This window comes from Mesorhizobium sp. 113-3-3, from assembly GCF_016756495.1.
Taxonomy (GTDB): Bacteria; Pseudomonadota; Alphaproteobacteria; order Rhizobiales; family Rhizobiaceae; genus Mesorhizobium.
Genome location: NZ_AP023243.1, coordinates 6,595,582 through 6,610,093, shown reverse-complemented (window position 1 = coordinate 6,610,093; position 14,512 = coordinate 6,595,582). Strand labels below are relative to the sequence as shown.

Below are 14,512 nucleotides of genomic sequence, written 5' to 3'. Positions count from 1 at the left end.
CCGTGTGTCGCCATGCTGAACGGCCTTGAGGGGATCACCGTCGTTGCCGTGGAGCAGGCTGTAGCTGCGCCTTACGCATCGTCTCGCCTTGCGGACGCTGGCGCCAGAGTCATCAAGATCGAGAGGCCCGAAGGGGACTTTGCGCGGAATTACGACAAATTGGTGAGGGAGCAAAGTGCCTATTTCATTTGGCTTAACCGGGGTAAGGAGTCGGTTTGTCTGGACCTGAGATCGGAGGCGGATCGCGCCGTCCTAGACACGCTTATTGCTAGTGCTGACGTGTTCATCCAGAATCTGAAGCCGGGCAGCATCAAAAAACTGGGTTTCGGGTCTGCGGATATTCGCCGACGCTTTCCGCGCCTCATCACCTGCGACATCTCCGGGTTCGGGGAGGGGGGGCCGTTTTCCCACCTGAAGGCTTATGATCTGATCGTCCAGGCCGAAACAGGTCTATGCGCGATCACCGGGACACAACAGGGTCCGGCGCGGGTAGGGGTGTCGGTTTGCGACATCTCGGCAGGCATGACGGCGCATAGCGCCATCCTCCAGGCACTGTTCCACCGCGAACGAACAGGTGAAGGCGCAGGCATACATGTCTCGTTGTTCGATGCCGTCGCCGACTGGATGAACGTGCCAGTTCTGCAAAACGACTACAGCGGGTATCACACGGTACGCGCCGGCGTGAAACACCCGTCGCTTGCGCCGTATGGCGCCTATCGTTGTGCCGATGGCAAAGAGGTTATCTTTTCGGTTCAGAATGACCGCGAATGGGTGAATTTCTGCGAGAAATTCCTAAAGCAGGCGGCGCTCACACGCGCACCTGGTTTTGCCGATAATATGGAGCGTCTCGGTCACCGGGCGCAACTTGATGAGATCATTGAATTGCGTTTTTCCGAATTATCCTGCCACGAAGCAATGCAGGAGCTTGAGGCAGCCGGTTTGGCGTATGGCCGTTTGAACGAAGTGGCGCAAGTTTCAAAGCATCCACACATTCGCAGGGTGCAGGTTGGCACACCCGAAGGAACCGTCGAGACGATAGCCCCAGCCGCGATCTTCAACTCTGAGCGCCCCTCGCTGCGGCCAGTTCCGGCTCTCGGCGCCCATACCGAGGCTGTCCGCGAAGAGGTTGGAGCAGGCTTGCGCACAAAAGCCGCGTCAGCGTGAGTGCGCGTTTGAGGGTGAGTGGGCTCGCGAGTTACGAAGAGTCTGTGTACCTCGGATCATCCCAGCGCATCGGCTATCCAGCAAGCGTACTGCCGTCACGCTCGCTAAGATTGATCGCAGAGGCGACTCCATGATCAAGGACACCTTTCCGGCCGTTGAAAACACGATGTCTGTACCCCGCTGGAGATCCCTGCTCTTCGTTCCCGCTCACGTTCCGCGCTTTGTGGAGACGGCTCATGAGCGGGGTGCAGATGGCGTCATTCTCGACTTGGAGGACTCTGTTCCCCAGGATCAGAAGGGCCAGGCAAGGCGGCAGCTCCCAGAATCCGTGACAAAAGTGGGTCGCAACGGTGCGTCGGTTTTGGTCCGCGTGAACCGTGGCCTGCGCGCGCTGGCTGTCGACCTTGAAGCAGCGGTTGTCGCAGGCGTCAACGCGCTTGTCCTTCCCAAGGTGGAGTCGGCCGAGTGGGTGATGGAAGTCGCTGATGCCGTGACGGAACTTGAGCACGAAAGGAAACTTGACGCGAGAAGCGTTCGGTTCGTTGCCCAGATCGAAACTCCGGGGGCATTGGCGAGACTCGCGGCAATAGCTTCGGCCCATCCCCGGATGGCCGCGATGGCGCTTGGCCCGGAAGATTTCAGCGCGGCCGTTGGCGGGACACCAGATCCGGAGCTACTTCTAGGACCGAACCTTTCGGTCTTGTTCGCCGCCCGCGCGAGCGGTCTGCTGCCTCTGGGATTCGTTGGAAGTATCGGGGAGTTCTCTGACACGCAGAAGTTCCGCGATGTCGTCATACAGGCAAGGCGGCTCGGCTTCGTCGGAGCGTTGGCGATTCATCCGACACAAGTTGCCATCCTGAATGAAGCCTTCTCGCCTAGCGCAGAGGAGTTCGAGTGGGCCCGGCGCGTGCTCGCGGCCGAAAGGGATGCTGCGGCAGAGGGCAGAGGTGCTTTCGCCTTGGAAGGAAAGATGGTCGATGCCCCGGTTGTCAGGAGGGCCCGTGAAATAATCGCCATGGGTCCGAAAGCCGAGTTGGGTGTTTGAACGGTTGATTTAGAGCAGACTAGGACGACTCGACACCAAGGTACTCCACTTGCCTCGGCCGTGGATTGGCGCGGTGATTGCTGCAGCGCGGCACAATTATTGCTTTCGCGCCATCGCTTTTCGAGATAGATAGGGGGAAGTTGGGGAAAGTGCCTCAGTTGGGCTCTTCAAGTTATGGAAATTAGGCAGTTAAAATACTTCGTCGGCGTAGTCGAAGCAGGCAGCTTCACGAAGGCCGCTGCGTTCCTCAATATTGCTCAGAGCGCTCTGAGCCTGCATGTGCGTCAGTTGGAGGAAGGCTTCGGCACTCAGCTGCTGATACGCGACAGGACCGGCGTGAGCGTGACGGCGTCAGGAGCCAAACTGCTCGAACGAGCGCGGGCAATTCTCAGGGAAATTCGACTCACCGAGGCGGAATTGACCAACACAGCCGCTTCCCCTGCTGGGGAGGTGACCATTGGCATTCCGTCCGGAGCCGCTCGCGTGCTGAGCGGCCCCCTGCTTGAATCAGTGAGAGCCGAACTGCCGAGGGTCTCACTAAAGATGATCGAGGGCATGACGGGACCGCTGGAGGAGTGGATGGCTGCTGGCCGCTTCAATCTGGCAGTTCTCTACCGCACCGCGGATAGTGTGGCACGAATGACAATCTTGGCGCGCGAAGAGCTCTGTCTCGTGGTGCCGTCAGGTGAACCGCCTTTCGAAGATTCGATATCTTTGGCGGATCTACACGCGTTCCCGCTGGCGGTTCCCATGCGCAATAACAATGTCAGACGTTCGGTGGCTGACGTCGTCGCACAACACGGTTGCGCGCTGGACGTCAAGTTTGAAGTGGACTCGCTCTCAACGATCATCAACATGGTTATAGAAGGAAAAGCCCATTCTATTCTCGCCCCCTCGGCCGTTCAAAAAGAAGCCTCTCAAGGGCTGGTTAGGACGGTCAAAATCGTCGATCCGGTGATCACCCGTTCCGTTGTGCTTGCCGTAAATCCGAAAGATGAGCGTTCTGCGGCCGTCTCCGCGGTCCGCAAGCTCATCCCCAAGGTCGCCAGAGAATTAATTGAGAGTCGGGCCTGGGCAGCCGCGGCACCTGACGCGGCCTGAACTCTTCACCCTATTTGGCAAGGCTATGTATTCTTGCGGCCATCAGGATCAGAACGATCTGGATTCCAGATGGATTTCGGCAATATTCGATATTTGACCTGCCGCGACACTCGCGATGAAATTGGCTCAAGCGAGTTCAGCGGTTCGGTGTCGAATGGCGCTCGTATGGCAAAAATTCACATAAGTGGAGCAAGCGATGTCAGACGCTAGGAGCCACGAGCTCTTCATCAACGGCAAATGGCGGGCCGGTGGTAGCAGAGCCACATTGCCGGTGATTAATCCGGCAACGGAGAAGGTATTTGCCTCGGTGGCCTCGGCGACGGTGTCAGATCTGGATGAGGCCCTCGCTTCGGCAGAACGCAGCCGCACGGCTTGGTCTGCACGGCCTGCGAAAGAACGTGGCGAGATCCTGGTAGGAGCCGCAAGAATCTTGGCAACGAAGATTGAAGCAGCAGCCAGGGAGCTGTCGGCCGAACAGGGAAAAACGATTGCCGAAGCGACAGGTGAGTACGCACGTGCCGTCGAAACGCTGGAATGGAACGGCAGGCATGCCGAAGAGCTGTCGGCCCCGATTCCGATGCGTCCGAACCGGATGATCGTCCCGGAGCCGCTCGGTGTCGTTGCTGCCTTTACGCCATGGAACTATCCGGCCGTTCTCATCGCCCGCAAGCTCGCCCCCGCGCTGGCGGCAGGCTGCCCGGTGATCCTCAAAGGGGCCGAAGAGACACCGAGCGTGGCTGTCCATATCGTTGAATCGCTGCACCAAGCAGGCATCCCGGAGGGCGTGGTCAATCTGGTCTTCGGCGTGCCGGTGCATATATCGCGGCATCTGCTCAGTTCGCCGATCGTGAAGGTCTTGACTTTCACGGGCTCAACCGCGGTTGGAAAGCAGCTGGCCACGCTCGCCGCAAATAATTTGCAGCGTTGCATCCTTGAACTCGGTGGGCACTCCCCGGTCATTGTGTGTGAGGATGCTGACCTGGCAAAGGCGATATCGGCAATTTCGGAATACAAGTTCGAGTGCGCAGGCCAGAGCTGCAACGCACCCAGCAGGATCCTCGTCGCGCGGACCCGCTATGAGGAATTTTTGTCCCGGATGACGGATGCGGCTCGCAAGATCAAGATCGGGCTACCGGACGATCCTGCAACGGAGATGGGACCGATGGCAAACGCGCGGCGAATCGAGGCCATGCAGCGCCTGACCAAGGATGCGGTCGATCGTGGCGCCCGCATCGTGACAGGTGGAACCCGCCTCGACCGACCGGGCTTTTACTGGCCGCCAACCATCCTGACGGGCGTGCCAAAGGATGCCAGAGCGCTTCATGAAGAGCCGTTCGGACCGATCCTCACGGTGGCGCCGTTCGATACGATCGAAGAGGCAATCGAGGAAGCCAACGCCACCGAGTACGGCCTGGCCGCCTACTTCTTCGCCGGCGCTGCCGAAGCGCAACAGAAGCTTATCAAAGGTCTTTCGGCGGGCGCTGTCAGTGTGAACTACCTGAAAGGGGTTTCCGCAGATGCGCCTTATGGCGGCATCAAACAGAGCGGCTATGGATATGAAGGAGGCGAGCAGGGGGTGCGGAGCTTCCAGATCCTGAAAATGGTGAATGGCCTCGGTTCATTTGGATAAAATCCGGTGGGAAATAGCACACGGACCATCGCTGGCAAGGACATCACAAGGAGCGTCGCCGACGCTCTTCAGTATATCTCATACTATCACCCTCCAGATTATATCCGGTCTCTTTCTCACGCATACACGCGCGAACAGAGTCCAGCGGCGAAGAATGCCATCGGGCAGATTCTGCTGAACTCCCGCATGGCGGCATTTGGGCGGCGGCCGATCTGCCAAGACACCGGCCTTGTGGTGGTCTTCGCGAAGGTTGGAATGGACGCCCGCATCAGATCAACGGTCAGTTTCGCAGACCTCGTGAATGAGGGCGTCCGTCAGGCATATCTCGACCCTGACAATCCCCTTCGGGCATCGATCGTTGCCGATCCGCTCGCCGGACGGGTCAACACCCGTGATAACACGCCGGCGGTCGTCCACGTTGACCTTGTGCAAGGTAACCAGATTGAGATCACCATTGCCGCAAAAGGCGGCGGCTCAGAGAACAAAGCACGTTTTACCACCTTGAACCCCAGCGCCTCCGTTTCCGACTGGGTGATTGACACTGTCTCGACGCTTGGCAGTGGGTGGTGTCCGCCCGGACTGATCTCCGTTGGCATCGGTGGTAGCGCTGAAAAGGCGATGCTGCTGGCCAAGGAGGCCATGAACCAGCCCATCGATATGGCGGAATTGATCGCCAGGGGGCCATCAAGTGCGGAGGAAGCACTCCGGGTCGAGCTTTATGAACGAATTAATGCCCTCGGCATAGGCGCTCAGGGCCTAGGCGGCCTGACGACAGTCGTTGACGTCAAGGTTGCGACTTATCCTACCCATGCGGCGTCCAAGCCCGTGGCGCTCATTCCGCAATGCGCCGCCAACCGGCACCTGAAGTTCACCTTGGACGGCTCTGGACCTATCAGGCTTCAGCCGCCCGACTTGCGCGAATGGCCCAATATCGGAACCGACGAATTGAGTCCAGCCGGCGTACGAAGAGTCAACCTCGATGCGTTGACCAAGGAAGAGACGGCATCATGGCGCTGCGGAGAAACGCTCCTTTTGTCCGGAAAGATGCTGACGGGCCGTGACGCCGCCCACAAGCGAATGGTCGAGTTGATCGACGCCGGCAAGCCGCTTCCGTTCGATCTGCAAGGACGCGTGATTTATTACGTTGGACCCGTCCGCGCCGTGAGAGAGGAGGTCGTCGGACCGGCTGGCCCAACAACCTCCAGCCGCTTGGACGATTTTACGGACAAGGTGCTCGCCGAAACCGGGCTTTTCGCGATGGTAGGCAAAGCGGAGAGAGGACGGGCTGCCATCGAGTCGATTGTAAGACACAAAACGCCGTACCTCATCGCAGTGGGTGGGGCTGCCTACCTGATATCAAAATCAATCAAGTCAGCACGGCTCATTGCCTTCGAAGACCTGGGCATGGAAGCAGTCTATGAATTCGAAGTGCAGGATATGCCTGTCATCATGGCTGTCGATGTTGAGGGAAACTCCATTCACAATTCCGGGCCTCTTGAATGGCGCAAGCGCATGGCTGCGGACAGCATCGCACGCAACATCGGCGTTTGAGCCTTCCGACCAATCTCGGTTGGTCGGCGTCAATTCCATTGTCGACAACGGCTTAAGAGCACAAGGTCATGAAGTCGAAACCCAATCCTGCGCGTCTGGACGCTTGGGACTTCCGGATTCTCTCAGAGATTCAGGCAGACGGCCGGATTTCAAAAAGCGAGCTTGCAAAACGCGTTCATCTTTCGGCGTCGGCCTGCTCGGAGCGGCTCCGTGCACTCGAGGTCGCAGGGATTATTGAGGGGTTCTACGCGCGGCTGAGTCCGGCCCTCATCGGCGGCATGGTCTTTGTCATGGTGGAGGTCGTGCTGGAACGTCATCGCCTCGAGGACCAAAAACACTTCGAGACTGCGATCGGAGAATTTCCGGAAATCCTGGATTGCTGGGCTATCGGCGGGCGGATCGATTATCTGATGCGCGTCGCATCTCCTTCCATGGCTGCGTATCAGGATTTCATGGAGGGAATGCTGCAGGCAGGCTTGGGGATCGATCAATATTACAGTCTTGTCGTGACCAAACCAATCAAGTCCAATTCACCAATCCCCTTGTCCGCACTAAGGCGGCGGTAAACGGCGAGGCCTTGGTTTCCACGGCTTTTGATCCCGATTCCGCGAATTCGTCGGCGAAGGACGTGCATTCCCGCGAAACTGGAGAGGCGTTTGCGGTATGCTAATTGCTAAGGAGGCGGCCGGCCGAGTGCCCTCCGCCAATCCATCGCGAGGAGAGGGACTATGCGGTTGAGTAATCTGGGAACCGAGCAACTCAGAGAGAAGGATCGAAGCTTCGTCTTTCATCCGTCCACGCATCTGGCCAAGCACAGCCGAGGCGAGACCCCAAATCGGATCATGGCCGGTGCGGAAGGCGTGTACATCTGGGATACCGAAGGCCGCAAGAGCCTTGACGGTTTCGGTGGGCTCTACTGCGTCAATATGGGATATGGCTGCACGGAAATTGCCGAGGCCATTGCCAGGCAAGCACACGAATTGCCGTTCGCCCATGTCTATGCAAGTCAAGGAACAGAGCCAGTCGCCCTCTTGGCAGAGGCTGTCGTCGAATATTTTGGTCAGAACATGCGAAGGGTCTTTTTCGGCCTTTCCGGCTCCGACGCCAACGAAACCAACATCAAGCTGGTCTGGTACTACAACAACATTCTGGGCCGCCCCGAAAAGAAGAAGATCATCTCGCGACATCGCGGTTATCACGGGTCTGGGCTGGTCACCGGCAGCCTGACAGGCCTTGCCTTCTTCCATAATTTCTTCGACCTGCCGCTCGATTTGGTGCGCCATACCACGACGCCGCACCACTATCGCCAGGCGCATGACGGCGAAAGTGAGCAAGCGTTCTCGACACGCTGCGCGGATGAACTTGAAGCCCTTATCCTCACTGAAGGCCCGGAGACCGTCGCAGCTTTTATTGGCGAGCCGGTGCTTGGGACAGGCGGTATCGTTCCACCCCCAAAAGGATATTGGACCGCGATCCAAGGCGTGCTCGACAAGTACGACATCCTGCTGATCGCCGACGAGGTGGTCTGCGGGTTTGGACGAACCGGTGAGCAATTCGGTTCCCACCTCTATGGCATGCGGCCGGACTTCGTGACCATCGCCAAGGGCTTGAGTTCCGCCTACCTGCCCATCTCCGGGTCAATCATTGGCGACCGCGTCTGGTCGGTCTTGGAACAAGGAACAGAGAAGCACGGCGCTCTCGGCCACGGCTGGACATATTCAGGTCACACGCTTTGCGCTGCGGCCGCGCTCGCCAATATTCGACTCCTAAAGGAAAGAAATATCCTGGAGCATGTCCGCGATGTCGGACCGTATTGGCATGCCCGCATGAATGCCGAACTGGCGGGACACCCCATCGTCGGAGAGGTTCGTGGTGTCGGAATCCTCGCCGCCGTAGAGCTGATGCGAGATCCAAAGCAGAGAATACCGTTTGAATCCGATCTTCAGGTCGGCGTTCGCGCCGCCGCTGCTCTGTTCGAGAATGGTGTCATCGGCCGTGCCATGCCACACGGCGATATCCTCGGCTTTGCCCCGCCTTTGATCATCACCCGTAAGGAGATCGACATAATCGTCGACGCAACCGCGAAATCAGTCGAGACGACCTATCGCGCGCTGAAGGCCGAGGGTGCGATATGAACATGCGAGTGCCGACGGAAGCGAGCCCCGGGTTCGACGCCGTCCCGGGTAAAGTGGTCCCTGGTAGGAACTTCCCACGGACCAAACGCTTTGACGTCAGGCTGGCGTTAGGACTGGTCGCCCTTTGGTGACGAGGGGTTGACGGCGCATTTCGCGCCGAGCCGACCTAAACCGCTAAACTTGAAGCCGTCAGATTCTAAGCATGCTTCGGACAACTTCGATCTCAAGCGATAACCAAATCAGTTCTGCCGCCGCTGTCCTGTTGCCCAACGATCAGGGTGTTTGTGCGGCGCGCCCTGCCGGTGTCCCTCCCCGCCGGCAGGGCGCCTTTTTTGACCCGCTGGATCTCGGTGCCTCATTGGATCTGGGTGATTGTAGCGCGTCCGCAATCGATAGTTCGAGAAGGAGGTCATCTGCATATCCGGATGGCACATCGAGCTTCGATATTTCTACGACACCAGGGAAACCACCCACAATCGCAGCTTCGGACCCGCGGCTTGCGGCAGCCGGCGTCGAGGTCGCATCCACCTGCTTTCATATGATCAAAGGTCCGGGGAGTAGTCACCGCGGTGAATTTTCTCCAGCGTCGAATATCTTGGGGGCGAGTCTTCTCGCCGTAGCTGCCAAGAAGCCAGAAAGTCCCATGTCTAATTGAAAACAGCCGCAGGAGAAAATGCAGCTCGTCTTCGAAACTTTGCTGGAACAGTTGTCTTTGAGCGTTGATGAAGTCGACTTCCATAACGCACTGGCCAGCGCCGCCGGCGCCTTCGACATTCCCGCATTCGCCTATCTGTCTCTGGTGTCTGATCGCGTCACAAAACCCAGGCTGATATCGAACTATCATTCCGGCTGGACGTCGCACTACTTGCGCCACCAATATGAAAGGATCGACCCGGTCATAGAATGGGCAAGATGCAGCGAATGTCCCTTTCAGTGGGGGCCGGGTTTCGGCCATGCCGGCATTTCAACGCGACAGCAACAACTTTTCGATGAGGCTGCCGAATTCGGCATCTGCTGCGGACTGACGATACCACTTGTCGATCGCCGCGGCGGTGTCGCTGCGATGACCTTCGCGGCAGACAGGCTCGATCCGACCTTCCTGCGCATCGCCGAGCAATATGAGCAGGCGCTCGAGATTATGGCGATGTGCTTTCACATTGGCGTTCGCCGCAAGCTTTCGGGTGGTCTGGCCGTGGATGGTGTTTCGCTGACGCCCCGTGAGTACGAATGCCTGGAATGGACGGCGAAGGGCAAATCCGCCTGGGAGATCGGCTGTATCTTGGGGATCAAGGAGCGCACGGCCGCTTTCCATCTGGACAATGCCAAGAAGAAGCTCGGCGTGCGCACCAAAAATCAGGCGGTGACGCTGCTGGCCTCCTCACGATCATCAATTCTCTGAGGAACAGAATCCCTCTTTAATCTACCTGTGCAAATGCACAGGCAGTCGCGGCATGAAGGTTCGCCTCCAATGGCAGGGTCATACCTGCGAGGAGACCATCATGATTGAGCTTATTGCGCCCGGCTGGTACGGCGCCTTTGCCGACGAACTTCACGAAATGCACCGCCTGCGCTACCGCGTCTTCAAGGAGCGGCTCGACTGGAACGTGCGCACGACCGGCGGCTTCGAGATCGACTCATTCGATTCCCTGAAACCGCACTATCTTGTGTTGCGCGATGCCGGCGGTCGTGTCGGGGGCGGCGTACGCCTTCTGCCCTCAACGGGGCCGACGATGTTGCGAGATGTCTTTTCGAGGCTGTTGGAAGGGGGAACGGCACCCGAGGGACCGAGTGTCTGGGAAAGCAGCCGTTTCGCCCTTGATCTCCCACCGTCTGCACCGAAGGGCAGTGGGAGCATTGCTGTTGCCACCTATGAACTCTTCGCCGGCATGATCGAGTTCGGTTTGTCGCGGCGGCTCACGCATATCGTTACGGTTACGGATTTGCGCATGGAGCGAATCCTGCGTCGCGCCGGATGGCCGCTGGCCCGCATCGGGCCGCCCCAGACAATCGGCACCACGCGCGCCGTTGCCGGCTTTTTGGATGTCTCAGAGGAGAGCCTTGCTACGGTCCGCCACAATGGCGGTCTTGGCGGTCCCGTGCTGTGGGCGCCGGTGCTCTGCACGGCCGCCTGACATGGTTATGATAGGTAACGGCGCCGACTGGCCTGACTGGCAGGATGAGAAGTCCTATCGCTACACGCGCTACCTGACCCGACGCGGCTGGGCCTGGGAATTCCTGCGGCGCAATCCGGCCTTCCAGCGTGACTTGAGGCACGCGCTTGAGCAGGCAGAAATTGCAGAAAGGTGCTTCGACATAGAAGTGGTGAGATCGTCGCTCGATCTGACGCGGTGGGGGCTCCTGTTTCGCAAGCTCGTTGAGGCCTGATGCGAATGTGTTCTGGTGCTCCCGCCAATGCCCGCACGTCCTGCCGGTCATTGCGGAAAAAACATTGTCGCCCGAAACGCTTTCGTTTGATCTCGCTGCATTGCCATGTCGGGCGGCACTCGTGATCACGGCGGACGGTCGCCAGCATGTCATGCTGCGAAATGCTCACCGGGATTTACAACTGGTTGTGGAGGGCGCGGACGTTTTGTGCCCCGTTCGGCTTTGCGTCGACGCGATCTGGCCCGCCGATCGGATGAGGCAGCAGTTGAATGCGCTCGAATGCCTCAATGCTCTTCACGCGACCGGACAACTTCCCGACAGGCTGTTTCCCCCCGAAGCGCGCGCCAGTCGTCTGCGCTTTGTCCTCCAGGCGCTTGACGGCTCGCTAGGCGGTGCATCGCACCGTCAAATCGCAAGGGCCCTGTTGGGCCGGCAACGCGTCCAGGCCGACTGGACGGATCCGCGCAATCACCTTCGCGATCGCATTCGCCGTGCTGTCCGGCGCGGTCACATGCTCATGGATCGTGGCTATCAGGATTTCCTCGTCTAAGGTGATTGCAATAGCTCATCTGGAGCCGGTCAGCGCGCGAACAGTTCTTTGTATCCAGTCGTAACCATCCAGTTGGCCCGATCGAGATGGCTGCGAACCGCCATTCGGGCGCGCTCAGGTTCTCGCATCGGATCGATGCCGAGGACGAGCTGCGCCATCTCGTCTTCGCTGGCATCGTCGGCGGACGCGTCCAGGAGCCTCATATAGATCGTGAAGTGCTCATTGTCGTAAGCGGTCAGGCTGTCCGACCACGGGACTTCGTCTTGGACTTTGCGTTTCATCGCGACCCTCTTGCCGGTTTGGGGTTTGTTGTGATCGGGCACGGCTGCTCCTCGGTTGGCTCACCATAGCGAATAGGAACGATCGTTCCTAGAACCATAGTTCCGGTTCTGGTCCCTATCTCGCCATGGACCTCAAGGAGGTCATGGCGATCAACATGCGTCGTTTGCGCCATGATCAGGACCTGACGCAGGAAGAATTGGCTGCCCGCGCAGAGCTGAGCATGCGCTATGTGGGTTCGATCGAGCGTGCTCGGGTTTCCGCCAGCGTCAGTGTGCTTGGCCGGCTCGCAAAAGCACTTGACGTTGATCCTTGTGAGTTGATTAGGCCGCAGTAACAAAGGCGATCTGGCCCATCCCGGATTGCCGAAATCGATTTTGATGGCGCGCAACCGGCCGCCAGTGAACTGAGCCCGCTTTCTTCGACATGGGTCTAGTACTACTGTGTCATAAACTTCGTTAACGATTGATTGCGAGAATGGCGATTCAAGCTTCAAATGGAGGGAGCGATGAATCTCCGAGACGGAATCGAAACGAGTGAATCGCGTTTTGCGGCCTATGTCGAGACGCTCGCCTCGGCATTGGGTCATGCTGACCGGGTGGCGCCGCTGAAGGCCTATTGCACCGGGCTGCTTTTGCCAGGCGAGCGCAAGAGCGTCGAGCCGATGGCGGCACGGGTGGAGCCTGGGCGTGTTCAGGCGGCGCACCAGTCTCTGCATCACTTCGTGGCGAAAGCGGACTGGTCGGATGATGCCGTGCTTGGCGTCGTGCGGGCGCAGGTTCTGCCGGCACTTGAGGGTCAGGGGCCGATCCGCGCCTGGATCGTCGACGACACCGGCTTTCCCAAGAAAGGCAAGCATTCGGTGGGTGTGGCGCGGCAGTACTGCGGCCAGATCGGCAAGCAGGACAACTGCCAGGTCGCGGTCAGTCTGTCGGTTGCCACCGAACAGGCGAGCCTGCCGGTCGCCTATCAGCTCTATCTGCCGGAAGGCTGGGCCAACGACCCTGACCGGCGCGCCAAGGCAGGTGTGCCGGAGGATGTCATCTTCCGCACCAAGCCCGAAATCGCACTCGCGCAGATCCGGGCGGCGCTGGCGGCCGGCGTCTCGCCGGGCGTGGTGCTGGCCGATGCCGGTTATGGCAACGACAGCTCCTTGCGCACCGGGCTGACGGAGATGGGCTTGACCTATGTCGTCGGTGTCCAGTCCTCGATCCGTCTGTGGCCGCCGGACACGCAACCGCTGCCGCCCAAGCCATGGAGCGGCCGCGGCCGCCCACCTTCGCTCGTCCGACGCCAGGCCGACCACGCGCCCGTTTCGGCCAAGGACCTGGCGCAAGCGCTGCCCGAGGGCGCCTGGTGCCGCGTCACCTGGCGCGAGGGCTCCAAGGCGCCGCTCGCCTCGCGCTTTGCCGCCGTCCGCGTCCGCCCAGCCCATCGCGACTACTGGCGCTCCGCGCCACGAGCTGAGGAATGGTTCCTGATCGAGTGGCCGCAGGGCGAGGTCGAGCCGACCAAGTATTGGCTCTCGACCTTGCCGGAAGATACCGAACTCGCCGGCCTCGTCGACCAGGCCAAGCTGAGATGGCGGATCGAACGGGATTATCAGGAACTCAAGCAGGAGATCGGCCTTGGCCATTATGAGGGCCGAGGTTGGCGCGGCTTCCATCACCACGCCACGCTCGCGATCGCCGCTTACGGATTCCTAGTCTCCGAACGGAGTCTGATTCCCCCCTCAGCCCCACGCTCAGCGCCGCTCCTCAAGGCACCTGCGCTACCCGAAGATTATCGACCCCGCGGCGCCGCCGCTCCGTCCCGAACGCCACGTCAGCAATTCAATCGCCACCGTCAGGGTTAGACTCGCCCACGCCTTGGCGCGGCGTCTGCCACGATGTCCATGCTGCCAACATAGTTTTATGACACAGTAGTACTAGACCAGTCGGCTTCGCTCCCTGGCGCAGCTTGCGTGGCCTACAGCGCTGACCTTGAGCGATAACCATCGTCAGATCGCATCCGGGAAGTCGCGATCCCTAACAGCAGGGAGTTCGGGCAAAGTCGATGCTCGTGCGAGTTGCTCCTTAAGTTTGTAGAGTATACTCCGTGGTGAAATCCTCAACAAGAGGGTGGCCTCTCGCCTATGGGAATCCGAGAGGTCTTTGCCCGCAATCTGCGTAGGCTTCGCGAGAAAAAGAAGCTGTCGCAGGAGGCGCTGGCACATGAAGCTGGTGTTGATCGAACCTATATCAGCGCTCTTGAGCGCAGTGTATATGCTGCTACCATCGACATGGTCGAGAAGCTCGCTACGGTGCTGGAGGTTGAGCCGGCAACGCTGCTCGATCCGCGATCTGAATAGGCTTAAGCACCGTCTGATGCCGAAATCCCTTCGATCGCCCCGCCAAGGTCGGCTGCTGGAACAGCTGATAGCGGCGCGCAAGAACAAGGGCTTAACCCAGGCCAAGGTTGCCGAAGCGCTTCGCCGCCCGCAGTCTTTCGTGGCCAAGTATGAGGGCGGCGAACGTCGCATGGACGTCATTGAGTTCCTCGACGTAGCGGAAGCGCTCGAATTCGACCCTTGCGAGGTTCTCGCACATGTGCGTCGCTTGCGTGACCGATAGCTCGTGCTGTGCTTGGCTTGAGCGACCAACGTCATCAACATCGCATCCCTGGATTTTGCT

At 59.3% G+C, this 14,512-nt stretch carries 16 protein-coding genes; 15 read left to right on the top strand and 1 reads right to left on the bottom strand.

The window, feature by feature from the left end; all coding sequences use genetic code 11:
* Positions 1-12: 12 nt before the first annotated feature.
* The 11 genes from JG746_RS31835 to JG746_RS31785 all read left to right on the top strand — a co-directional run bounded on the left by JG746_RS31835 (position 13) and on the right by JG746_RS31785 (position 11,561).
* The gene (locus JG746_RS31835) at positions 13-1,164 is read left to right on the top strand and encodes a CaiB/BaiF CoA transferase family protein (protein ID WP_202324122.1); all 1,152 of its coding nucleotides are present in this window, start codon (positions 13-15) and stop codon (positions 1,162-1,164) included.
* A gap of 130 nt (positions 1,165-1,294) precedes the next feature.
* On the top strand, positions 1,295-2,209 hold the full coding sequence (locus JG746_RS31830; protein ID WP_244730580.1) for an HpcH/HpaI aldolase/citrate lyase family protein: 915 nt from the start codon (positions 1,295-1,297) through the stop codon (positions 2,207-2,209).
* A gap of 174 nt (positions 2,210-2,383) precedes the next feature.
* Positions 2,384-3,310, top strand: coding sequence for a LysR family transcriptional regulator (locus tag JG746_RS31825; RefSeq protein WP_202324120.1), 927 nt, complete (start codon positions 2,384-2,386; stop codon positions 3,308-3,310).
* 196 nt (positions 3,311-3,506) lie between these two features.
* Positions 3,507-4,940 carry an NAD-dependent succinate-semialdehyde dehydrogenase gene (locus JG746_RS31820; protein ID WP_202324118.1) on the top strand — a complete coding sequence of 478 codons (1,434 nt, stop codon included), beginning with the start codon at positions 3,507-3,509 and terminating at the stop codon, positions 4,938-4,940.
* 6 nt (positions 4,941-4,946) lie between these two features.
* Positions 4,947-6,491: a fumarate hydratase gene (locus JG746_RS31815; RefSeq protein WP_202324116.1), complete on the top strand. Its 1,545-nt coding sequence runs from the start codon at positions 4,947-4,949 to the stop codon at positions 6,489-6,491.
* Positions 6,492-6,559: 68 nt separating this feature from the next.
* Entirely contained in the window at positions 6,560-7,057 is a 498-nt protein-coding gene (locus tag JG746_RS31810) for an Lrp/AsnC family transcriptional regulator (RefSeq protein ID WP_202324113.1), read from the top strand.
* Between the two features lie 162 nt (positions 7,058-7,219).
* Positions 7,220-8,626 carry an aminotransferase gene (locus tag JG746_RS31805; protein WP_202324110.1) on the top strand — a complete coding sequence of 469 codons (1,407 nt, stop codon included), beginning with the start codon at positions 7,220-7,222 and terminating at the stop codon, positions 8,624-8,626.
* 673 nt (positions 8,627-9,299) lie between these two features.
* Entirely contained in the window at positions 9,300-10,025 is a 726-nt protein-coding gene (locus JG746_RS31800; protein WP_202324108.1) for a LuxR family transcriptional regulator, read from the top strand.
* Between the two features lie 100 nt (positions 10,026-10,125).
* Complete coding sequence (locus JG746_RS31795; protein ID WP_202327578.1) at positions 10,126-10,758, top strand: acyl-homoserine-lactone synthase; 633 nt, start codon at positions 10,126-10,128, stop codon at positions 10,756-10,758.
* Between the two features lies 1 nt (position 10,759).
* Positions 10,760-11,011: a transcriptional regulator domain-containing protein gene (locus JG746_RS31790; protein ID WP_202324106.1), complete on the top strand. Its 252-nt coding sequence runs from the start codon at positions 10,760-10,762 to the stop codon at positions 11,009-11,011.
* Between the two features lie 64 nt (positions 11,012-11,075).
* The gene (locus tag JG746_RS31785; protein ID WP_244730578.1) at positions 11,076-11,561 is read left to right on the top strand and encodes a DUF2285 domain-containing protein; all 486 of its coding nucleotides are present in this window, start codon (positions 11,076-11,078) and stop codon (positions 11,559-11,561) included.
* A gap of 29 nt (positions 11,562-11,590) precedes the next feature.
* Here the strand turns inward: JG746_RS31785 and JG746_RS31780 are convergent, their stop codons facing one another.
* Positions 11,591-11,842: a DNA -binding domain-containing protein gene (locus JG746_RS31780; protein WP_027033327.1), complete on the bottom strand. Its 252-nt coding sequence runs from the start codon at positions 11,840-11,842 to the stop codon at positions 11,591-11,593.
* A 125-nt stretch (positions 11,843-11,967) separates the two neighbouring features.
* Here JG746_RS31780 and JG746_RS31775 point away from each other — a divergent pair, with 125 nt between their 5' ends.
* The 4 genes from JG746_RS31775 (at position 11,968) to JG746_RS31760 (ending at position 14,452) form a co-directional block, all read left to right on the top strand.
* Complete coding sequence (locus JG746_RS31775) at positions 11,968-12,177, top strand: helix-turn-helix domain-containing protein (protein WP_096453812.1); 210 nt, start codon at positions 11,968-11,970, stop codon at positions 12,175-12,177.
* Positions 12,178-12,348: 171 nt separating this feature from the next.
* Positions 12,349-13,695, top strand: coding sequence for an IS701 family transposase (locus JG746_RS31770; protein ID WP_202323969.1), 1,347 nt, complete (start codon positions 12,349-12,351; stop codon positions 13,693-13,695).
* A 279-nt stretch (positions 13,696-13,974) separates the two neighbouring features.
* Complete coding sequence (locus JG746_RS31765) at positions 13,975-14,190, top strand: helix-turn-helix domain-containing protein (protein WP_006328748.1); 216 nt, start codon at positions 13,975-13,977, stop codon at positions 14,188-14,190.
* Positions 14,105-14,452: a helix-turn-helix domain-containing protein gene (locus JG746_RS31760; protein WP_342215817.1), complete on the top strand. Its 348-nt coding sequence runs from the start codon at positions 14,105-14,107 to the stop codon at positions 14,450-14,452. Before JG746_RS31765 ends, JG746_RS31760 begins: the two co-directional genes overlap by 86 nt.
* Positions 14,453-14,512: the final 60 nt, after the last annotated feature.

Coding starts and splice junctions, on each gene's coding strand:
- JG746_RS31770 (WP_202323969.1), top strand. CDS start 12,349: ATGAATCTCCGAGACGGAATCGAAACGAGTGAATCGCGTTTTGCGGCC.
- JG746_RS31795 (WP_202327578.1), top strand. CDS start 10,126: ATGATTGAGCTTATTGCGCCCGGCTGGTACGGCGCCTTTGCCGACGAA.
- JG746_RS31820 (WP_202324118.1), top strand. CDS start 3,507: ATGTCAGACGCTAGGAGCCACGAGCTCTTCATCAACGGCAAATGGCGG.
- JG746_RS31825 (WP_202324120.1), top strand. CDS start 2,384: ATGGAAATTAGGCAGTTAAAATACTTCGTCGGCGTAGTCGAAGCAGGC.
- JG746_RS31835 (WP_202324122.1), top strand. CDS start 13: ATGCTGAACGGCCTTGAGGGGATCACCGTCGTTGCCGTGGAGCAGGCT.
- JG746_RS31760 (WP_342215817.1), top strand. CDS start 14,105: ATGCTGCTACCATCGACATGGTCGAGAAGCTCGCTACGGTGCTGGAGG.
- JG746_RS31800 (WP_202324108.1), top strand. CDS start 9,300: ATGCAGCTCGTCTTCGAAACTTTGCTGGAACAGTTGTCTTTGAGCGTT.
- JG746_RS31805 (WP_202324110.1), top strand. CDS start 7,220: ATGCGGTTGAGTAATCTGGGAACCGAGCAACTCAGAGAGAAGGATCGA.
- JG746_RS31765 (WP_006328748.1), top strand. CDS start 13,975: ATGGGAATCCGAGAGGTCTTTGCCCGCAATCTGCGTAGGCTTCGCGAG.
- JG746_RS31810 (WP_202324113.1), top strand. CDS start 6,560: ATGAAGTCGAAACCCAATCCTGCGCGTCTGGACGCTTGGGACTTCCGG.
- JG746_RS31780 (WP_027033327.1), bottom strand. CDS start 11,842: ATGAAACGCAAAGTCCAAGACGAAGTCCCGTGGTCGGACAGCCTGACC.
- JG746_RS31830 (WP_244730580.1), top strand. CDS start 1,295: ATGATCAAGGACACCTTTCCGGCCGTTGAAAACACGATGTCTGTACCC.
- JG746_RS31790 (WP_202324106.1), top strand. CDS start 10,760: ATGGTTATGATAGGTAACGGCGCCGACTGGCCTGACTGGCAGGATGAG.
- JG746_RS31775 (WP_096453812.1), top strand. CDS start 11,968: ATGGACCTCAAGGAGGTCATGGCGATCAACATGCGTCGTTTGCGCCAT.